This is a genomic window from Priestia sp. TGN 0903 (assembly GCF_050846855.1).
Lineage (GTDB): Bacteria > Bacillota > Bacilli > Bacillales > Bacillaceae_H > Priestia > Priestia zanthoxyli.
This window is the reverse complement of the sequence record NZ_JBOZGL010000003.1, coordinates 672,858-695,498: the sequence shown is the minus strand read 5'-3', so window position 1 is coordinate 695,498 and position 22,641 is coordinate 672,858. Positions and strand designations below refer to the sequence as shown.

14 protein-coding genes and 1 other annotated feature are annotated in these 22,641 nt (G+C 37.0%); of the genes, 3 read left to right on the top strand and 11 right to left on the bottom strand.

Annotated features, from left to right (window positions below):
* Positions 1-60: 60 nt before the first annotated feature.
* A complete protein-coding gene (locus ACRPLY_RS14485; protein ID WP_432231921.1) occupies positions 61-321 on the bottom strand; it encodes a hypothetical protein in 261 nt (86 codons plus the stop codon).
* Between the two features lie 230 nt (positions 322-551).
* On the opposite strand from ACRPLY_RS14485, the gene ACRPLY_RS14480 reads away from it, so the two are divergent.
* Complete coding sequence (locus ACRPLY_RS14480) at positions 552-1,217, top strand: cupin domain-containing protein (RefSeq protein ID WP_116740393.1); 666 nt, start codon at positions 552-554, stop codon at positions 1,215-1,217.
* 56 nt (positions 1,218-1,273) lie between these two features.
* Here the strand turns inward: ACRPLY_RS14480 and ACRPLY_RS14475 are convergent, their stop codons facing one another.
* The 3 genes from ACRPLY_RS14475 to ACRPLY_RS14465 form a co-directional block, all read right to left on the bottom strand.
* The gene (locus ACRPLY_RS14475; protein ID WP_328141870.1) at positions 1,274-1,510 is read right to left on the bottom strand and encodes a hypothetical protein; all 237 of its coding nucleotides are present in this window, start codon (positions 1,508-1,510) and stop codon (positions 1,274-1,276) included.
* Between the two features lie 55 nt (positions 1,511-1,565).
* Positions 1,566-2,150 carry a hypothetical protein gene (locus ACRPLY_RS14470; RefSeq protein ID WP_432231920.1) on the bottom strand — a complete coding sequence of 195 codons (585 nt, stop codon included), beginning with the start codon at positions 2,148-2,150 and terminating at the stop codon, positions 1,566-1,568.
* A gap of 84 nt (positions 2,151-2,234) precedes the next feature.
* A complete protein-coding gene (locus ACRPLY_RS14465) occupies positions 2,235-2,942 on the bottom strand; it encodes a Type 1 glutamine amidotransferase-like domain-containing protein (RefSeq protein WP_432231919.1) in 708 nt (235 codons plus the stop codon).
* Positions 2,943-3,050: 108 nt separating this feature from the next.
* Here ACRPLY_RS14465 and ACRPLY_RS14460 point away from each other — a divergent pair, with 108 nt between their 5' ends.
* Positions 3,051-3,560: an immunoglobulin-like domain-containing protein gene (locus ACRPLY_RS14460; protein ID WP_432231918.1), complete on the top strand. Its 510-nt coding sequence runs from the start codon at positions 3,051-3,053 to the stop codon at positions 3,558-3,560.
* 313 nt (positions 3,561-3,873) lie between these two features.
* Here the strand turns inward: ACRPLY_RS14460 and ileS are convergent, their stop codons facing one another.
* The 4 genes from ileS to ACRPLY_RS14440 all read right to left on the bottom strand — a co-directional run bounded on the left by ileS (position 3,874) and on the right by ACRPLY_RS14440 (position 11,083).
* On the bottom strand, positions 3,874-6,972 hold the full coding sequence (gene ileS, locus ACRPLY_RS14455; RefSeq protein ID WP_432231917.1) for an isoleucine--tRNA ligase: 3,099 nt from the start codon (positions 6,970-6,972) through the stop codon (positions 3,874-3,876).
* A 52-nt stretch (positions 6,973-7,024) separates the two neighbouring features.
* Positions 7,025-7,266, bottom strand: a binding site (T-box leader).
* Between the two features lie 89 nt (positions 7,267-7,355).
* Positions 7,356-8,342 carry a GIY-YIG nuclease family protein gene (locus ACRPLY_RS14450; RefSeq protein ID WP_432231916.1) on the bottom strand — a complete coding sequence of 329 codons (987 nt, stop codon included), beginning with the start codon at positions 8,340-8,342 and terminating at the stop codon, positions 7,356-7,358.
* 102 nt (positions 8,343-8,444) lie between these two features.
* The gene (locus ACRPLY_RS14445; protein WP_432231915.1) at positions 8,445-9,326 is read right to left on the bottom strand and encodes a phosphorothioated DNA-binding restriction endonuclease; all 882 of its coding nucleotides are present in this window, start codon (positions 9,324-9,326) and stop codon (positions 8,445-8,447) included.
* A gap of 335 nt (positions 9,327-9,661) precedes the next feature.
* Positions 9,662-11,083, bottom strand: coding sequence for a calcium-binding protein (locus ACRPLY_RS14440; RefSeq protein ID WP_432231914.1), 1,422 nt, complete (start codon positions 11,081-11,083; stop codon positions 9,662-9,664).
* A gap of 509 nt (positions 11,084-11,592) precedes the next feature.
* On the opposite strand from ACRPLY_RS14440, the gene ACRPLY_RS14435 reads away from it, so the two are divergent.
* Complete coding sequence (locus ACRPLY_RS14435) at positions 11,593-12,549, top strand: patatin-like phospholipase family protein (protein ID WP_432231913.1); 957 nt, start codon at positions 11,593-11,595, stop codon at positions 12,547-12,549.
* Between the two features lie 589 nt (positions 12,550-13,138).
* On the opposite strand, the gene ACRPLY_RS14430 is transcribed toward ACRPLY_RS14435, so the two are convergent.
* From ACRPLY_RS14430 to ACRPLY_RS14420, 3 genes are all read right to left on the bottom strand, one after another.
* Complete coding sequence (locus ACRPLY_RS14430) at positions 13,139-18,787, bottom strand: DEAD/DEAH box helicase (protein ID WP_432231912.1); 5,649 nt, start codon at positions 18,785-18,787, stop codon at positions 13,139-13,141.
* Positions 18,780-21,560: a hypothetical protein gene (locus tag ACRPLY_RS14425; protein WP_432231911.1), complete on the bottom strand. Its 2,781-nt coding sequence runs from the start codon at positions 21,558-21,560 to the stop codon at positions 18,780-18,782. The genes ACRPLY_RS14430 and ACRPLY_RS14425 overlap by 8 nt, the downstream gene beginning before the upstream one ends.
* 322 nt (positions 21,561-21,882) lie before the next feature.
* Positions 21,883-22,629, bottom strand: coding sequence for a cold-shock protein (locus ACRPLY_RS14420; protein ID WP_432231910.1), 747 nt, complete (start codon positions 22,627-22,629; stop codon positions 21,883-21,885).
* Positions 22,630-22,641 lie beyond the last annotated feature (12 nt).

Below are 22,641 nucleotides of genomic sequence, written 5' to 3'. Positions count from 1 at the left end.
TCATTTGATTCTTCATGTGAATAGTTCTATCGAATAAAATTCGATGTCTAACCTTTTAAGTTAGAAACGTGTCGCACAATCTTGGAATTCATTCATCCACGAATGGCGCTGAAAATATGGAGGGCCTGCAGGCATTTCCTGACTTGCCCCTCCTCCTGAGCCAAACACAAGCAAATGAGAAGACTCTTTTTTTAACCTGATTAAAAACTCAAACAGCACTCCGTTCCACTCGATTCCTACTAAAACGGGCTTATCAAACGGCAGCTGAAGTTCATCCAGCTTTTCATACGTACTAGTTATCTTTTCATATTGATCAAGCAACAGCTCTGCAACTCACTTTCCTTAAAATGATCTGTCGTATGCGTCTGACATTGATCATGGCTCTGTAAAAAAGAACCTGTTACAGTGTATGAAAATCAGTGGACAAATGTTTGTACACGTTATCAAAAATAGGCCTTACCTACAGATCCTCCTAGGCTTCTGTCACGAAATAAAACTCTTCACATACGATACAGCATCATAAAAAATTCAAGGATAGGAGCTGGAGACCCTTGTCAACGCCCTATATGGATTACAATAATCCAAACGTACAATACTTTTCTGATGTGAATAAAAACAGACTTAATACGCGAAACGATCAAAATTACATTAACCGATTAGGCCGGGATGTGCTCAACACATTAGGAAACGTATCATTACTTGATATTTACTTAAGCAAAAGCCGCGTAGTCGAACCGCACTATCACCAAAATGCCGCTGAGCTAGTCTACTGCATTTCAGGCTCAGCCGTCGTTTCATTAATCAATCCGTTTAACAATGAAGTGACAAATATTCCGATTACTCCCGGTCAAGTAGCTAATATCCCTCAAGGCTGGTGGCACTGGGAAATTGCGTCTGAAGACAATACGCATTTACTTGCCATTTTTGACGCTCCTTATCCGGAATACATTTTTGGATCTGATATTTTAAATAAAACGCCTATTGAAGTCCTTGCTCACACGTACTGCTTAGATCCGGAGCAGCTAAAGAAAACGCTGGCTCCGTTAAAAAATCAAACCATCGTAATTGGGCCAACGGACGAATGTGGAGAAAAAGAACACTATAAAAAGAAAAAACAAGCCGGACCCCCTCACCACGAGACTCCTCCTTATACGTATCCTCCGCCTCAAAATTCTTATTACTCTCCTCAAAATCCCTATCACTATCGATATTGGTAGAGACAAAAAACCCCGTTGCCAGTGCAACGGGGTTTTTTAACGAATACATAACGTTATTAATCTGTATATGTACTATGAAAGGCTGCTTCAATATATGCAACTTGGAAATGATAATGTCCAATTAAATATTTCACAATGTCCACTTGATCAATTTTGCCAGGCTTATCGACCATCGCTTCTTTCACCATTTTTTCAAATGTAGCTTGATCAAACTGTTCTTCATGAATAACAATTGTCTCAGAGTACGTTTCATTTTGTCCTTCTGAAATGCGGTAGTAATACAATTTTTTCACCTCAATTTATCTTAAATATATGTATACCCCTAACTAATAATCTTCAAACATTTTTTCAACGTTCTTTTTCCGCTTTACGATAGGCTGCGGCTTTTGCTTTTACAAGCAGCCTTGTAAACCAATACGCTACTAACGTTATCCCTATATCAATCAGAAAAATATAGAACAAGCTCATTCCTTTTCCTGAATCAATAAATTTAAAATGGTGTTCAAGAGGCGCCAGTCCAAATGAAAAAACAGCGCTCAGCAGAATCGTATACAGATAAAAATTCTTTTGGTGATTCGTACAATATTGATAAAGCAGCAGAAAGCCTACTGGCAAAATAGAAGCGGTAATATTTGTTGCGTTTGGAAGCTGCGGCGTTAAGAAAAACGTGTGTGTTAAATAACCGGTTCTTCCAAGTGCAGTATCTGTATATGCCCAAAGCACGTGAACTGTATAACCGAAGAAAAACACCTCAAAGATCCTCGTCCGATCTACGGTAAAATACAACAACACAAGAGGAAGAACGAGCGAAGCAAGCACCACCCAAAACTGCCAGTTTCCAAAATCTGAATACTGATGCCAATACGCCGATAATAACTCCTGCAGCTTATCGCTTTGTTCATGTATGTTTCCCCAGTATTGTTTATAACTCACTGAAGCACCCTCCTATATAGAATCTCTGCTTATGTATGTACGAATAAGCTCGATTTTATGCAGAGAAACATCGAAAGCGGCAATTTATTGCTTGCGATTACCTAAATAGGTCATCGGAAGCTCACGTTCAATTACTTCCTTCTCTTTTTGATTAACAGCATACGCTTTTGCTGTTGCCCTTGAGCTAACTGACGCGGATAGCTTCTCATCTTTAAAATGCAGGGCAACTCCGTCATCTACAGCATAGCCTTCTTTCATTTCACCGCTTGCCATTAACTCATGATACGAAGGTCTTCGATTGCTTTCTCCGTCGTAGTGAGGACAGTTGCTGCCCGTTAAAAACCCTAAACAGTCTATTTTAGACAGGTTGTCGTTCATTGAATCAGTGACGCCTTCTTCAAACCAGCAAATCGAACCTGCGCTTATTCCTGCTAAGATTGTTCCTTTTTTATAAGCTTCTTTTAAAATTGTATCAAGTCCCCATTCTTTCCATAAAGAAAGCATATTCCTTGTATTACCGCCGCCTACATACAAAATGTCGTGCTGCAGCACATATGCTTTTAAATCTATAAAGTTTGGTGAAAACAGCGATAAATGAGACGGTTTGCATACCAACTTCTCAAACGCTTCATAAAACCTTTCTATATAATTATCCGCATCTCCGCTGGCTGTAGGGATAAAACAGATTTTCGGCACATCTGTATGAGCTTGTGAAAGTATGTATTGATCCAGCAGCAAGTTATCCGGTTCCATCGAAAAACCTCCGCCTCCCATGGCTATAATTTGTCTCATTTCTATCCTTCCTTTCAAAAAGGTTATAGATAAAAGGTAAATTCATACTATTTCTCATAGATGAATTTCCGTATAATGGAAGAGTAATACAAAGGTGGTGCAAAGCTCTTGAAAATAGTACGAACACTTTTACTAATACTAGGCATTTTTATTATTTTGTTTTGTATCTTTGGCTATATCGATTATAACGGTCAAAAAATGGAACTAGGAGCCAAACAAGAAAAAAACATTCCTTCTTCCATTAACACTAACGGGGGAACTATTAAGCTATCTGCTGCAAGCGAAAAATACGATAAAACGCAGTTTGGCTTTTTTGTTATCCAAAACAATTCGACGCATACCTTAACAATTCCTTATGAAAATACGGCGGATCACTTAAAAGACGGCAAGTGGTACGAAGTTGTGCTAAACGGATTAGAGTTTCCTGATAAAACCGTCACGCTAAAGCCAGGGAAATCACTCAAACTAGATATCGCAACTCCTAACTACAAGGTAGGAAAATACCGTTTTGTACAGCACTTTAAAGATGAAAACGGAAAAGAGTATGTGTTAGCTGCTCCTTTTGAAATCGTTTGGCCGAGTCTTAAAAATGTTCTCGAACAGTTTGATCAAAGGTAAAAAGAGAGATTTAGAAATACCGAAATTCATCTCACCTAAAGATGAACAAATCGGGTGAATGATTAGTATGAATCACTTGTTACCCCGCTGTTGATTTCCGTGCAAGACCTCGCTTTCCGCGGGCGGGCGGTGAGCTTCCTCGTCGCTTTCGCTTCTGCGGGGCCTCACCTGTTCTGCTTTTCTCGCAGGAGTCTTCGTCTTGCCCTCCAATCCACAGCTAGAAGCAGCTACATTCACTATAAAAACAGAAAAAACGAACGGTTAACAAATAAACCGTTCGTACATTACTTCAACTTATCTTTGCCTCTCTTTATCAGCTCTGATTTAAAACACGAAGCACAACTTGCTTTGTTCCGACTTTTACCGTCTCTCCGTTTTTGATGGCTTCTTTCACACTGAGACTGTGCAGCAGAAGATTTTCTTGAAGCAGCGTTTCAAACTTCGCAACGGCTTCCTTCACTTCTTCGTCTCCGCTAAGCTCCAAATCGATACGTAAATTCACGGGTAAATCCAGCTTTTTGCGATAGTCTTGAACCGCTCGAATTACTTCACGAGCGACTCCTTCCTGCACGAGTTCTTCAGTTAAAGCCGTATCCAACATCGCAGTATACGTGCCGTTTGATGCAACCGCAAAACCTTCTTTTGGCACTTTTTCAACGAGTACGTCTGCCGTTTCAAGCGTTAGATTTTCTCCTGAAGCAAGCGTAACACTCAGCTTGCCTCGTTCAACAAACTCTTTTCCTTGCTCTTCTGAAAGGTTTTTCAGCGCTTGGTTGACCTCATTAACTTGTTTCCCGAACTTTGGTCCAGCCTGTTTAAAATCAAGTTTTAACACGTACGAAACAAGCTTGGCGTCGTCTTGCTCCACGTTAAAGTTCTTTACATTAAGCTCATCTTTGATGACATCATGGTATGCTTCCCACTCTACATCTTCTTCCGTTACCACAAGCGAAAGACTTTGCAGAGGCTGCTTTACTTTTAACGAATGCGTATTTCGGATGCTTCGACCTAGTTCAACTACTTGCAGTACCGCTGCCATTTCTTTTTCCAGATTTTCATTCACTTTGGTTTGATCATACACAGGATAGTCTGCTAAATGAACGCTTTTCCCTGTGAGATTTTCATGAACGTCATCCGCAACGAAAGGAGTAAACGGTGCTAACAGCTGACTAAGCGTGACTAACACTTTATGAAGCGTATCGTAAGCCGCTGCTTTTTCTCCGTCCATCCCTTCTGACCAAAAACGATCGCGGGAACGTCGTACATACCAGTTGCTTAGCTCTTCAATAAATGCTGCGATTTCACGAGCGGCGCTTGTAAATCCGTAATCTTCAAGATGTGCTGTTGCTCGCTTAACCGTGCTGTGCAAACGCGAAAGAATCCATTCATCCAATTTTGTTTTTTTCAATTCATACGTTTGCTCAGGGTCATAGCCGTCAAGCTTGGCGTACAGAACGTAAAAGCCGTACACGTTCACAAGCGTATCAATCACTTTTGATTTCGCTTCTTGCACGACCCGCTCTGAAAATTTCTTCGGGTTCCAAGGTGCACTGTCTGCTAAAAGCGCCCATCTAAGCGCATCGGCACCAAATGTATGAATAAGATCAACAGGGTCCAGCGCATTTCCTTTACTTTTAGACATCTTTTGACCGTTTTCATCTAAGACGTGGCCAAGAGACAGAACGCGCTTATACGGTGCTTTTCCTGTAAACAGCGTTGAAACTGCCATCAAGCTGTAAAACCAGCCGCGCGTTTGATCAATTCCTTCTGCGATAACGTCTGCTGGAAACTGCTTTTGAAACAGTTCGCTGTTTTCAAACGGATAGTGATACTGCGCAAACGGCATCGAGCCGCTGTCAAACCAAACGTCAATCACTTCCGGCGTTCGCTTCATTTCTCCGCTGCAGACCGGACACGTCAGCTGCACATCATCTACATAAGGCTTATGCAGTTCAATGCTGTCATCCACGGAATGAGACGCATGTTTCTGAAGCTCTTTGATGCTTTTTGGCGCTACTTGATGCTGGCATTCTCCGCATTCCCATACGTTCAGCGGCGTTCCCCAGTAGCGTTTTCTGCTGATGTTCCAGTCCACCATATTTTCTAAAAAGTTGCCAAAGCGGCCGTGCTTGATATGATCCGGATACCACGTCACGCTTTCATTATTTTTCAAAAACTGTTCTTTCAACGCCGTCGTTTGGATAAACCAGCTTTCATTTGCGTAATAAAGAAGCGGCGAGTCGCATCGCCAGCAAAACGGATAGCTGTGCTCATGCTTTTCTTTATGATACAGCACGCCTTCATTTGCTAAATAACGAACGATATCAACGTCGCAGTCTTTTACAAAACGCCCTTTAAACGGCGGCACTTCAGATGTGTACTGCCCTTTTTCATCCACCACGTTCACAAATGAAAAGCCGTTTTCTTTTACAACTCTATAATCATCTTCCCCGTAAGCAGGTGCTAAATGAACAACCCCCGTTCCGCTTTGGTCCGTTACGTAATCAGCCGTTACGACTTCATGCCCTTTTTTAACGTTCACAAAATCAAACGGCGGCTCATACGACATCCCTTTTAACTCATTTCCTTTATGTTGAGATAAAACCGTATACTCTCCTTTTAACACTTTGTCTGCGAGCGCTTCTGCCACTATATACACGCTATCACCTTGCTCAGCGCGAACGTAGTTCATCTCTTCATGCACCGCAAGCGCCACGTTTGACGGAAGCGTCCAAGGCGTTGTCGTCCAGCCTAAAAAATACTCATTATCGCGGTTTTTCACTTTAAATTTCACCGTTACCGTTAAATCTTTTACATCTTTATACCCTTGCGCCACTTCATGCGAACTCAGCGACGTTTGACAGCTCGGGCAGTAAGGTGATACGCGATGGCCTTTATAAAGAAGTCCTTTATCATGAATCGTGCCAAGCACGTTCCATACGCTTTCAATGTATGAATTCTCCAAGGTGATGTAAGGGTCTTCCATATCAACCCAATAGCCAAGCTGCTCCGTGAACGTGCGCCACTGCTTTTCATACACAAACACACTTTCCTTACACTTGTTGATAAAAGCTTCTACGCCGTATTTTTCAATGTCATGCTTCCCTGAAATTCCGAGCTGCTTTTCGACACCGAGCTCTACCGGTAGTCCGTGCGTATCCCAGCCTGCTTTTCGAATCACTTGATGCCCCGTCATCGTTTTATAACGAGCCACCACGTCTTTAATCGTCCGGCCTAGCGCGTGCCCAACGTGAGGCAAACCGTTTGCTGTTGGAGGCCCTTCATAAAATACAAACGACGGATGTCCTTCTCGATTTTGAACCGACTGCTGAAACACATTTCCCTTTTGCCACTGCTGCTGGATACGCTGTTCGCGCTCTTGCGAAGACTCCCTTACATTCACTTCTTTCATGTGATACCACTCCTTTTAAAGTTAAAAGCACACAAAGAAACCCGTCCCTATGACTAGGGACGGGTTTTAACCGCGGTACCACCCTGGCTTCTATTGATCCGTTCATCAATAGCACTCAGCAACGTACAATCATACGCGTTCTTTTTAACGGTAGACTACCGTTCAAACTTACTTATCGTTCAGTTTGACTTCTCAGAGAGGATATTCCCCTGCAGCTTGAACACCGGCTTTCAGCTATCACCAGCTCTCTGTGGAACAAACTTGCAGCGTACTGATTCTCTTCAACGAATTTGTGTGCTTTTATTAGTAGCTATTGTATGCGCTTTGGAAGGGAATGTCAATGTTTTAAAATCCTTATTGAAATCCAAAGGTTTAGATCTAAGTTATTTTGTTTCTGCACTTAACATTTGATCGATTTTATTACGCGCTGTTATCCCGTTCTTATCTTTCCATTCAGAAGTTCCACTGCTTCTTCGCTGTGTCACAAACACTGCCGCAGCTGAGATAGAAGAAAAAATTTGATCTTGTACCAGCACGTATCTACCATCTTTTATTTCTAGTACACCGTTTTCTAGAAAAGTATTAATATGGTCTTGCTGCCTTTTAAGTTTAGCTCCTTCTAGCTGTTGTTCGCTCGCAAGCAAAGCTCCTTTATAGACAAGAAATTCATCGCTAACATATTTCCCGGTCGCATACGCATCTCGGCGCTTACAATATAGAACGTCCTCTACTATTACTGATTTTATATCTTTTGACAAATGTGTCTCAACTTGAACAATCTCTTCTATCGCTTGCTCTGCTTCAATCTTTGGTATGTCACCAGACTGTACAGCTTCGCTTTCATATTCTATTCCATTTGAAGCATCCGCAAAAATTGAAAAGCCTAACCCACCAAGTAAAACTTTAATAACATTAAAAATATCTGTCAGGTCGTCTCTTCTAAATTCACGCACAAACGGTTTTGTGGGAACGGTTTGATTAATATCATATGTACCAGAGCGCATGGCTGCTAGATAAGAAATATGTTCTAAGTATTTTACATCAACTTTATCTAATTGATCTTGAGAAGCATTAGAGACAATTAACACGGCCACATCCCAAAAACTTTTACCTGTTGATGGACTAGCATGCTGTCTTAAACGTTCATATCCCACTTCTGCCTCTCCAATATATGCCTCTTTATCTTCTCCAAATAAAAAATAAATGCCGGGCTTTTCTACTTCGCTTTCACCCTTTAAATCTTTCAAACTATTTCTGGGAATGAATACAGCCTGTATCGTTGTATTCGGCACCTCAGATACTTTAATCCCATTTGGATCTTCATCGTAAAACCAAGTCTGTATTCGTTTCGCACCGCTTTTTCGTAGCATCTTTCTTCCTCCGTTTATATCTTCTTGAACGTATTTTAACTGACATTACAATATGTAAATCACTTCCTAATTATAGACGCAGCAATCTATCATTCACAAAAATTAATTTATATCACCTGCTTGATATCTAGCAGGTCCCCTAAATACTTCTCTAACATGCCACCCAAGAAAATCTTCGCTCGGTTGATATGCCGGATGAATAGGATCTCTAAGCTTTTGCCCGTGAAACTTCATAAGCCATTCTTCAAATCCATTCGTCCCGTGCGCTTGAGTTGCCACTAACAGCTCATTATGATCTGAAAAAGTAAAAACTCCTCGATCAAATAATTTATGATGCATTGAACATAACGCGATTCCGTTACTTTCAATATCTGGCCCTCCCGCTTGATGCCACTTAATATGAGCGGCCTCTACACCAACTAAATTATGTCCAAGACGAACGTTAAACCCACAAACAGCGCAGCTATATCCGTAAGCTTGCAGAATTTTCTCTCGAAACTTTGGATCTCTTCTTCGCTTTAACTGTGTTTCAAAATCCAAGCCTACGGCTCTTAATATATCTTCATGAATTGTATCTGGAAAATGCTCATTTAATAAAAATTGTGCTGCGTCTTGAAGAAGCGTAGGATCATTATCAAAAAGGTTATAAACATCCTGTCTAAAACCGCCTACTATATTTGTACTCAGTAAATATTTATCTGTAAAGCTACGCTTATCCACTGCTTCGCTTAGCTCCCATATTCCATCTCCTGTCAAACGAACAAAAGGATGCTCGGGATGATAGGAACTCCGAGAAGGTCCAAACTCCATAAGCAGCTCTTTTAAAGGGATTTTCACCTCGCTATACGGCAGGTGTATTTGCTGCTTGGCCTGCAGCTGACCTAGGGCATACAGTATCAACAATGGTTTGTGCGGAGCTCTTTGATCCCTTTTTTTCCAGATGTTTAAGTTCTTTATTTTTTGTAGTACTTCTTCTCTGTTCATAAGCTTGCTTTAACTCCCATCTATAAAACTATTTAAAACCTTAGAGCTAAGACCGTTTTTGAAAAAGTATTAATAAATGTAAGTATAATAGCTAATTCTATTATATGACAGCATCAGATGAGCAAGGGAACTTTATTTGCAGACTCGTTTACAAAACGCTACTTTAAGCTTTCTTATCCAAGTTGTTTTATTCAAAGAATTCTTTTTTCATATCTTCTCTGCTTTTAAAACTTACTCGTTCTGTGCCTTTAATACCTACATTAAATAATCTCTCACAAAGAAAAAAGCTCTCCAAGAAACATATAGGAGAGCTTTTAAAGGTTGCATACATTTTTTTATCGTTGGGATTTTCTATACCCAGCTGCCTGTGCATCCGCTTCTGAACAGAACCAAACAATATTATCTTGAGTTCTGTCATAATAAGCTCCGCCAGGTACGTGGTAAATTTTCGAGTTTTTGTTACCTTTGATTTGTCCCGAACAAGACATATTAGACTGTTGATCATCACTCGGATCATTTTCAAATGGCTTATAATTTCCACTGCTGCTAGTAGAACTGCTAGTTGTAGCCTGTTGACTAGCTGCTTGTTGAGCTTTACGCTCTGCTTCTTGTTTTGCCGCTTGCTCCTCAGCTTGTCGTTCCGCTTCTTCTTTTGCCGCTTGCTCTTGAGCTTTTCTTTCTGCCTCTTCTTTTGCTGCTTGCTCTTGAGCTTTTCTTTCTGCCTCTTCTTTTGCCGCTTGCTCCTGAGCTTTTTGTTCTGCCTTTTCTTTTGCCGCTTGCTCCTCAGCTTTTTGTTTTGCTTCTTCTTTTGCTGCTTGCTCTTGAGCTTTTCTTTCTGCCTCTTCTTTTGCCGCTTGCTCCTCAGCTTTTTGTTTTGCTTCTTCTTTTGCTGCTTGCTCTTCAGCTTTTTGTTTTTTCTCTTCTTTTACTGCTTTATCACTATCATTCTTTTCAACTTTTTGCTTGCTGCTATCAGCACCATCTTTTTTAGATGCAACAGTGACGCTGTTTTGCGAAGAACTTATTTGAGTTGAAGCAGGAGTAGATGTTGATTCTTCATCACTAAAGATTCCAACAATAAATAAACAACTAAGAATTAAATATAGATAAGAAAATAATACACGTTTTCTTGTTTTGACTTTAAATTTAGGCAATACCCATTTTGGCTTTATTAATCCAACAAGGAAACCTATGATGCTTAGAAGGAAAAGGAATAAAGATAGTCCCGTAATAAAATTATGAGTAGATGCTGGTAACAAAGCATTTAAAATAAATAAAAGAATTAATGTATAAACAGTCGAAGCCACAAACATTTTCCAACTTGTCTGTGAACGATATCCTAATACCTTAGTCCAGACAGGTCTTTTTACTACGTTAACTTCCATAGAAGAGTGGTTACGAATAACTTGCTCTACTTCCTTTCCTTTTCCTTCTATTGTGATATCCCTATTTTCACCATGACCTACAAATGTAAATACTGATTTTGTAACGCTATGGTCAATTGTAACACTAGAGAAATCAGCCCATTCATACTGCTCAATTAACATTAAATTTCGTTCAGCGTTGTTGTTAAATTCATAAAAATTCATGCCTTTATCGTCTACTGACGAGTAACATACATTTGAACTTTTTTTCCCGTAATTAGCTTTTGATACTAGCAACAGCTTATTCTGACTATTTGTATAATCGTTCTCTATATAAGCTTTTGCAATTGCTTCATTGGATGCTTTTTGGTTCTTATACCTTGTCTTAGACATTTTGATCTTTCCCTCACTCTTTCTTGATTCCTTACACTAATAATAGGTAAGTTAGTGTGAACCTACTAATATTCGATTCATATGCAACTAATCTATCTTACAATAAAATGTTGTATAAACGGGCACTATATTTCCTTTAATTTCTTTAAAAGGGCTATTTTAGATTTGGCCTGCACTTATAAAGGGAGCGAAAAGATTAAAAGAAGGAACGAAATGTTATGAGTATAATATTTTCAGCTTCATTTCCATTTTCGTACTCTTTCTTGTTCTTATTTTTGTAATTGAGCAAGGAAATGTTCCCTATTAACAACATCTACTCAAATAAAACCATCGGCTAAGATTTAGCCCATGGTTTGGTTCGTTGGAGTCTTTATTTATTCCTAAGAATGTTCATCTACATAACCTGGCTTCTAAAGGAGCGGTAAAAGAGATACTCATACCTCTGCAACACATCAAATAAACATATACAGAATGATACCTCTGATGGGATTCGAAAGGAGAAATCACCTTTGACAAAATATCGGATTATGACCTTTGATGGAGGCGGTACTTTAGGTGCTTTAAGTTTACAGCTTTTGAATAGATTGGCTTATCAAAATCCCAAGTTAATTAGTGAAACCAACGTTTTTTCAGGAAATTCGATCGGTTCATTCACTGCTCTTTCACTAGCAAGCGGAAGATCACCAGAGGAGACATTTCAGTTTTTCAAAGATCACATCTTACCGGCGTTCAGCGTTTCCCGACCGGGCGGACCTGTTTTTAACCAACAACTACCCTATTCTGGTTTTATTAAAGCCATACGAACGTTTTTCCCCCGAGACCTTCGCCTTAGAGACTTAAAGAAACGAATTGTTGTGCCATCCTTTCACTTATTTTCACCGGAGCTGAACCGTTGGAATCCTGTGTTATTTCATAACTTTCCTGGTTCTCCTTATCTTAATGAAAAAGCGAGTGACGTAATACTTAGGAGCAGCGCTGCTCCCGCAACGCAAAGAGCTTATCAAAACTACGTGGATGGGTATACAGTAGCAACTAACACCAGTACAGCTAGTATCGCGTTTGCAGTAGGGAAAGCAAAACAGCCGTTGGATCAAATTTCTGTATTATCCATTGGAACAGGTGAGCAGCCAACTCAATTAAGAAGAGATACGAAAGGATGGGGAATGGTAAGTGCGGATAACATACGTCCTGACGATATGGAGGATCTGCCGCCGAATTGGGGAGTACTTTTAGACCGATCGCCTAATGAACCGTTGCTGCCGTTTCTTCAGATTATCTCCGGTGGATCAAGCTACTATGAATCAATGGTCAGTTCTGAGCTTCTAGGCGATCAGTTTTTTAGATTAAATCCCCGGATCCCTAATTTCTCTAAAACAGACCCTTCTGTGGTTCCCGCTCTTATTTCAATTGCTAATAAAACTAACTTACGGCCTGTATTTCATTTTATTGAAAAAAACTGGAATTAATATGATTGTACTTTAGATTAATTTCTTGTTTCTATTGGAAGTGTTTAATGGAAGTATTTAAAATTTTATATAACAAGATATCCACGTTGGCAGCGTAGCGGTCAGAGGTTCACCCCTCTCTTTTCTATCTTCAAAGATTTATTTGAAGCAGCTTATTTCTTTTTAACACTATCTATATACAGCAATGCTGAAATACGAATTTGCGAAAACTGTGGCATCTCTTTGAAGTTACTCATAAGCGACAATGTTTCTGTTCTGTACTTCCTGGACGGAAAAGATTTAGTTGTGAAATGGCCTATACCAATCGGTTAAAAAAGAAAAGAAAATTGAACAGAAAAGAGATAAATAAACCATCTAATGAATATATTCTGCTTGCTCTTCTTTAAAATAAAAACAACCTTAATTCACTAAGGAATTAAGGTTGTTTTTATTTTAAAGATATTCATGACTTTTCTTTTTTTATTCCATATCTCAAAATTACAAATGTCTAATTTTTCTCCTTATTCGCCTTCAGAAATATAACATCAAGATAAATTACAGTTAAAGCATTTATAGCTAAGAGAGCTATAATAATAGTGCCAATTATCTTTTAAATCAACAAATTAAATGGATCAGTGTCATTTATTTTATTAGCTATATCTTGAATTAACCAGCTTGGTCTGCGTATTAGATCAAAAATATCATAGTCTGTTAGCACAGTATAGTTTTCCATACTATATTTCTCCACAGCCCGCTTCATTCTTGGCAATAATAAACCATTATCTTCTTTAGCCCACAATGGATGTCTCAATATAACACAAGTATTATTTGACATCTCGATAATAGGAATACCTTCATGCCACATTGCTTTTAATCCCTCACCAGCATAATTTGATGTTAAAGTACTTAACGCTCTAACAATCAAGTCTTTCCATTTGTTATCTAATTCAGGGATAAAAGATGAGTCATTTAATATACCAGCAACATCTAATGCAAGTCTCCAATCTAACAAACCGTGAAACGCCATGTTCTCATACCCTCTAAGACATGTATAGCAAGATGAATCACAATCATGTGTTTTTAAATTTGGCATAAAAGACAAGTCATTTCCCATGTCGTTCACTATATTCTGCAAGATACTTGCACGTCCTAAATATTTTACATAACCTGCCCCGTTTATAAGTTGATCAGCTATAAAAACCTGGCCTATTGTATTCCCCTTATTTACTTTTGACCTAATACCCACTTGAATTTCTTGTGCATCAATGTCCATTAGAGTAGCTGCAACTCTTCTTATTAAGTAACCAAAAGAAATTAAACCAGCACGTACGCCTAAATACATTGGATTTAAATTAACATATTCACTCACATGACTTGGTTCTAAAACAAGTACCTCAGTATTCTTGATTGAAGCAAGAGCTACAGTTACCTCTTTATCAGTTAACGCAGGCTTATAATCATCTAAATTTGTGTACTTTTTCTCAATCCAGCCCTCAAAGTTATTTTTTGCTTTCACAAAAGTAAATAATTCACTGTTATTATCGTTTAATGAGTATACATTTCCTTCTTGGACTTTGTATTTAGTATTATTTACAGTAGCCTCCTCTAGACTGTCCTTAATACTGTCTGCTAAACGTGGAATAGAGCTTCTAGAAGACCATTCAAAGTCTTCTCTATAATCTCTTTCTATCCAATCACTTCGAAATCCCTGTGGTTCAGCAATTGGTAAAGTAGCAAATGAGCCTCCGTTCCCATCATTAAGCTGACTCTTACATGAAGGACAATGTGATGGAAATTGTTCTTCATTATCATAAAGAATATGACAATTCTTGCAGAAAGCAATTGTCTTAATTTTTCCTAGCGGATTTTCTTCAGGAATAATATCATTTCCTTGAACCCAATAATGAGCTATTCCAACAGCTTTATGTTTTACCTTATCTTTAATAATCTCAGATCCAGGAGAATACTCACTAATAGCTATTTCTAAATCCCTATCAACTGTAGCAATATCTAACTTTGCAGCCCTCATACCATACTTTTTCTCCCCATGATGGAATTTTCGAGTTCTTGTTGGAAACCCGAACATAGGTAAAAGTCCTGCCGTTGCTAAGTTCTCGCTTAGTGCATTTGAAGAATATTTAGAATCCTTAGCAATATCTGAGATCTGCTCAATAATTTTTCTGTTAAAGAAACTTTGTCTTATTTCTATAACTTCCTTAGCTATCAAGTGTGAGTTGAAAGCCAAAGTTTTAATTGTATCTTCCAACCTTAAGACACCTTTTTCAGACTTAAAGTAATGATCAACCCTATCTTTTATATTTTCCCAGTCACGTTTTAGCCCAAACTCACCATGAACGCTCTCTCCACCACTAGTTTCTAAAGCCAATTCTGTATCTCGGAAAGCATAAAAAAGCATCTCTTTTAGAACCACACGTTTAAATATCTTACTTGACTTCAAATCAATGTATGGTTGTGGTGAAGGGTCGCCTGTCATCTTGTCAAGGTTATGGAAATACCAATCGTCATGACTTCTGCCTCTACATAATGTTAAACTTACGGACAAAGGAGATCCACGTCGCCCACATCGACCTACACGTTGCTGATAGTTAAAGCGTTGGGGGGGCATGTTTGACATAGCTACAATTTTCAGTGAACCTATATCTACGCCGGCTTCCATAGTTGTTGTTACACTAAGGATATCAATTTCATCTACAAGTGGTACATCAGTTTCATCAAATATCCCCTGAAAAAGTTGTTGTCTTTTAGATGCATCGTTCGCATCAGTTTGACCTGTCATTTCCTCTGAGTGAAATCTTCTATACGCACTTGGCTCTTGTGATAGGAACCTGTAGTAATCATTAATTTCCAATTCAGTTATTTGTTTCTGTTCAAGTCTTGCATAGCAGTCTGTGCATACATTACAGGATGGATGTAAATGGTGTCTGTTACACTTTACGCAAGTATATATATAGCTGTCAGCAGGGATTAGATATATGTTATCTGACTGGATCTTATATCCATTAATACTCTTAAAATTGTTGAATATTTCATTGGCATAATTAACAAAGTCTATTTCATTTATAGTATAAGACCTCGCTACAGCCTTCCAATAATCCTTTAGTTTAGCTGGTGGATCAGCTTGATGGCTTCTCCGTTCATTTTCCTCATATCTTCTCATTCCACCTAGTATCCTTATTGAACTGTCAACAAGCTGTCTCCATTCTTTCCCACTAATCCCCAAATAATCTTTGAAGTCTTTATCAATATCTATAGTCAACCTAGCTATAGATAAAGATTCTAAATCTCTTTTCCTCTGTGAGAATAAAACATTGACAATTACATTTTCCCTCAGCATCTCCTCTATTTTGCTACGTAGAACTTTTTCATTTTCATTATTAGGATTAAGCTCTATACGGGTTGGATTTTCAAGGTTAGACCAATCGTAGAGATCCTTCCAATGTGTATTTTTCTCAAGCATAACCCCTTTTTCTGGACCAGCAGAATTCATCCCTAACTTTATAAATGCCTTCTCAATATCCCACCATAGATCTCCTAAACGTACAGGTCTGTTAATATTATCTATGATTTTTGCTGCTTCTTCCAGCTTATGTGGAGGCAACCTACTATTAGAAAGATATGAGTCTAACAACATAGCTTTATCGTATTCCTCATTCCAAAATAATTCTGCAATTTCTTCTTCCTGAGGACTAAGCAGTTCATTCCTTAACTTCTTTAAAAATATACGAATAGAATGGTTTTTCCCATTTAAAGCTTTTACTACAATATGACGAAGTAAATGATAATAATGGTTCATTTCAATTTTAGCTGAGAGTTTTGCTGCATCTTGTCTACTATCCGAAAATAGTACAGCTTTTGGTTTTTCATTCTCAGGTAGTTCCCTCATTAATGCATCAAGCATAATTTGGGCAATCGTATCAAAGCCAGTGCGTTGTCCTCTAATAGGTGAACGAGTTCGTTTTATACTTTCTAATGGTTCATCTTTTACAAACCTACCACTTATCTCCCAATCATCTGCACAATGAGGGCAACGAATTGGAAATGCAGGCATCCTATTTTTCCGTTCTTCATCTCCTGTAACCATATATACATAAGCATTTGAGTTCTCAAAATTATCAACAGTAAGCTTCCCTAGCTTATGATCATATGTTCCTTTTATCCATTCAAATGTTAGTTTTTTGTCTTGATCCGGATAATCCAACTTCCTCTTCCACTTCTTTTTAATATCCTCATCAATATTTAAAGATGGCCAGAACAAAGCATAATGTCCATATTTTTTTACAGGCGGCAACTTGTCTGGTAGTTTCTCTAAATCATCATATTCTGCACTTAGATGATAACTATGCTTGAGTCCATCTTGATTCACAGACTTGTACCCACCTAAAAATAAATCTCCACAATTCTGACAATAATAAAGATCTAGCACTTTAGAACCGCAATTACATTGTATTTTTGGTTGCGAATAGAGTTTCCCCACAGTACGATCCTTAAACTGAAACCTTGGATCAACCTCGGTACAGCTCTTATTTGTACAAGCCCAGAGCCCTTGAAAGTTCCTAAAGAAAAGATGTGCACGGATAGGTACAACCACTTGATCATTTTTACGTGAATTAATAATTGCATGTAGTAAACCTGCTACTGTTTCAATATTTTCTACTGTTCCAAACATGCGTTTGCTCAACTCTAGTATCGAAACCGGCTTTTTAGTATATTTAATAAATGCGTGCATTGCTCCTGTTTCATATAAAAGATTATACAAAGATTCTTCCAAAGACTCTGAAGAAAACGGTTTTCTAAACGATTCACACAGCATTTTTGCAGCTTCAGTAAAGTCTTCTTTACTTTTTACATAGTATTCTGCAAATTCTCTTTTAAGAGAGTTAAAATGAATTTCCTCAGGGTAGATGCTTTCTGATTGGCGTTCTCCATTTATAATTTCAAACTTGTCAATAGGAACTCCGAAAAAGTCCTCTAGAAACTGTTTTCCAGTTTCATCTAATGAAGCAGATGTAGCTAATATTCTAAGTTGAGGACTATCTGGAGTAAGTCCCAAGCGGTTTAAGAGAGATTTAATTACATAGGATACTTCAGTTCCTGCTGTTCCACGATATGTATGAAGCTCATCCAATACAAGATAGAAGACATTTGATGAATCTTCTTGTAACCAATCTTTTGTTTTCTCAAATATATTTTGTTCAATGCTTCTGGTAAGTATTATATTAAGCATACTGAAGTTAGTAATTAATATGTCTGGGGGATATTCTTGCATATCCCATCTTGATATAAGTTCTGCACCATTAGTTTGCGATATAAAAGCTAATTTTTCTCCTAACCTTATTTGTAATTGTTCTTTAATTGCTTGTAGTTTTTCATTATCCCATGGTTCATTGTTAAGATAATCCAAACCTAGCTCGTCTTGTAATTCTAGTGTAATCTTTCTTTTGACTTCAAAAGAAAGATTATCATCCAAAGAAGTTATTAAATCTCCAAAGTACTCTTTAAGTCCCTCCTGCTTCTTATAGCAATCTCGAATAAATTCCTTCATCTTCTTCACTTTATTACCATTTGGATGGCCTGCAACCGGAGTTTTCCCTGTATACCTACCAAAATAAATTTGGTTGCCTCCTCTATTTTCTTTTAGCCAGTCTCGGGCAGAATCACTGTCCAATGCTTTTCTTAAGCGTACCAATTGATCTTCAACCAACGCATTTAATGGATATAATATTAACCCTCTTACCGCCGCTGTCCTCTTTTCACCTTCACGCTTACTATGCCATTGATTAGACGTGTCCCATACATTGATATCTGATACTTTTTCAGAGTCATTCCATTTTTTAGCTTCCTCTAAAATAGATGCAATTAAAGGTAAAAGAAAACTTTCTGTTTTTCCCGATCCCGTTCCAGAAGTAACCACCACATTCTTTTTTTGCTTTAAAACTTGCGTAAAAGCTTCGTATTGGTGTAAATGTAATTTATGATCAGGATGAAATAAACCTTTTCCAGCAAATTGACCAAAATCGCTGTCCCAATCTATTTCTTCACACATCTGAGTAACATTATAATTTGATGAAATATAAGATGGCAGTGCTTCAATATAAGGAAATTGATATATATTTCCTGTTTTTCTCAATAACTCTTCCCTTTCTTCAGTTAATTTCTTATGACCGAGTGCAAAGGGACTATCCATGTATTTAATAAACGTATCTAACAAACTATTAAATATCTTATAAACATCATTCATTTATTCTACCTCTCTTCAAATAGTTAAGGTTAAACCCCAGTCTTACAGAAACGATCAACGCGATATCATATGGTACATTTCTATATATTCTATAGCCTCTCTCAATAACTGGACACTGTCCTATACAAGATGCAAGAACTCTTTCATAGAGATCAGGTAAGTGATACTCTTTTCTAACCTCAAGTATATAATTGCTATATTTAAATATGCTTAACGCTGGTTTATATTTGGAAGCATAATAAAGCTTTCCTAATTCCTTATCTATCTCTATCTCTTGTGTAGAATTCACTAAGAGAAAACATCTCTCTTGACCAAACAGATTTTCATACTTATTTATTTTACCTATTTCTCCATTGATCCATCTATGAAACCTCAGATCCCAAGAAGATACTTTCCATTCTTTGTTAAATTTCTGTCTTTCTCTGGTCTCTAGAGAGTGAACCATCCCTGACAAACTGGGCAAACATTTAAGTAGATCATGAGCAAAGTAATCCTCATCAATATTAAACCTTATATTAATTGAATCTAAAAACTCCCCTAAACGATCCATATTATTATTAATTTTATCTATGAAAATTATAGATAGGGGTTCAAAATTGCTCTTAGGAATGGACATAAGCATCTCTGTATTTACAGGTACTTGATTCTTAATATCACCTAAAAACGTTCTCGTCCTACCTCCAGTTAGATAAACCATTGGAGTTTCACAAGGAATAATGGCAGCAGATGGAGGTACGACCTTCCAATTGTAGCTTTTACTAAAAGGATTTCTCCCAAATTCAACTAACCCTAATGAAGTCAAATTTTTTCTAATTTTATAAGCGGTCAGATGATAGTTATCTTCACCAAATATTAATTTTACAGCTTCTAAGAACACCTTCCAATTTCCCATCTGTCTAATAGATAGGTATTCAAATAAGATATCTATCTTTCTTTCCAATCCCTGAGCATAGCCTACTAAATCAAGGTCGAGCTTTTTATAGCCTCTTCCAGATTTGAAAGGGGGTGCCTCGATCAATTTATTCAAAGGAACATCAAATATTTTTCCATCCGATGACAAATTAGCTCTTTCTCTTCCTTTATACTCAATTAAAGGAGGATATTGCTCTAAATTTTCATATATATACGTGCCCATAATATTTGGGTTTCTGTTTTTACCCATATATTTTTCTGGAGTAAAATAATCAAATGATAGTCTGTTTTTATAATCGTTTCTAAGTAGACATTTACTCTTCGTAGTATTGACTTCAAATTCATAAATTGTAGGTTTTTTAATATATAATTCTCTAAGATCTAAGCTAATTGTGTTCTCCAAAGTAGACAACAATGGACTCCCATTTAGAAAAATAGTACTTCCCCTTTTAGATTGCACAATTAAATTAGGGGGATATTCAAACAACCATTCATCATTTTGGATCTTTAGTCCGTCGTTAAATATGATTTTATCCTTTTCTTTTATAACATTAAATTCTCTGCCTATCATATTCACATTTATCGGGATTTTTTCTTCAGGATTGAATACGTAGAAAAACCAAGTGTTTGGCTGATTAGTAAATTTAACTTCCTTAAATTTATAATGATTTAATTTTAACCATTTCTCTATACTTTTAGAGTTTCTTGTAAGAATGAGATGGTTTTGACTTAACTGTATGTCATCCCTCTCTATCCATCCATTAATCCCTTTATCCAAACCATTCCGCAATATATATGTACCCATTGCTTTGAACCTAGCTCGTATCCCGAGATTTTCGGACTCAAAATTAAAATCACTACTAATATTTGTAAAACTAACGTTACGTTTAATAGCTCCTTCTAAAACTTCACATCCATCTAAAGTTGTGTAGTTAATGTCACCCTTATTGAGGTGTTCTATAATTCCAAATAAACTCAAATTCACTTTCCTTTGTAGCGTTCCTTCAACATCTACCTTCAGAAAAAGGTTGTATGACCTTACTCGGTGCTCCCAAGATCCTCCCAGTGTCTTGTTATGAAGTGGCTCAACTGTTCCGTCCCATTTTTCTAACTCAAAGAGTAGGAGATTTATTAATGATTCCTTAACTTTCAATTCATTACTAAAAAAGAATCTGGATAAACGGTTACTTTTATTATATAAGTACATTTCTAGTTGTTCTTCAAGATGCTTAGCGGTTATAGAATCCATTGGTTTTAAGCCTGCCCAATAAAAAAAGTCGTAGAGTAACTCTCTTTCGTTATCTCTAATTAAACATTGAGATCTTGCATATCCAATATACTCTGTTCCAAATTTAAATATATTAAAATAACCATATTTACCCTTGAATTTTTTTTGCCATTTTACAAGCATCTCCCAAAGTTCATTACATTTCTCAAAGCCTCTTGGCTTACCGCTTCCTTCTAATTGTATAAGATCTCGTAAACGCCGATAATAATTATTACCATGAATTCCTTCTTCTAAATCTGTATTCATCTTACTAGCTGCAAGTACCGTTACTGCTAAAACTGATAAAAATGGTGGAAAACCTATCATACCTTGGCTAAACCACCTTCTCCCATATATATAAGCAATCTCAAAAATTCTATTTATATCATTTCCGGAATAACTGATAACGCTTTCACAAAAAGATTTTAGACTATTTTCTTTCTTTAATCGTAACTTCTCACCTAACTCTATAATTAGATCATCATTTACATGAAGATACATGGTTCTATTTCGATTATCTTCAGAAAAAAAGTATTCGCACAAAGTATTATTCCAAAGTGTATAGTCAACAGTATTTTTTTTAACTGTTCCCATAGACAAAGCTCCCTCTTGTATGTGTGTGCCTTAATTTTGTTTGTAATTTGTCCTTCTATAAAACCATTTATATAATTAAGTTGTTGTAAATAAACCAAATATAATAGCCTTTATATTATTACAAGTTACACATGATCTAACATAAAAAATTGTATTACATATAATCATGAAACCCCAGATAGCATACCTGGAGTTTCGTAATCACAAACTGCATAAGTTATTTTAAAAGTTTGTTAGTGTTCTTTTCTTTTTATTAGTTAGATAAGATATCTAATTTATTTATCCTTAAACCTACATTTTTAATGACCGTAAAACTCTTAACTTAATTATCTCTTTTCCATAATAGATAACTATTAAACATTCTGAGATCTAACGCATAACTATCTCGTGCATTTAATACATCGTCTTTTCTATTCATGTAGGGATGTAAATATAATCGATCAGACTCTACTAAATTTTTAATTTCAGAGAAAGGAATTTCCCAAACTCCTTCTAAAGGTTCAACAGATATATCTCTGAACTTTAAACTTTCCCAACGTACCCAGAAATAAATAACCGCTTTTGGATATTTTTCAAGGTAGCTTTCATAATCTTTTCTATTGAATGTTACTGTAAATCTTGGGTCATACCTGTTGTCTCTAGAATTAATAGTAAAAAAAGGTTCTCTTTGAGATTTTAAATCTGCTAACTCACCTGTTTCAGTATTCAGTAAATCAATATAAGATTTGTTATATTTCTTTTCCGGGTGAATGATAAGTTTTCTATCAATAAGAGGAGTAATTTCATCTATAAACTCCCTCTCCTTTTCTTCACCATCATTGTACCAATAAGATTTATCTTCTGTATTATGTCGAACTTCATTTCTTTCTACTAAAACTATATTTTTAGCATTCATTCCATATTGATTTTCATAAATTTCAAATTTTACAGTGTCTCCTACTTTAATAGTTTCTCCACTTCTAATGTTACTAGAATGCATCTTAATATCATTTTTAAAACCAATATTTTCACCAGATATGTATCCATATCCTTTTTCTTCATTGAAATATTTCACAAAGCTTTTCATCATATATTTTCCTCC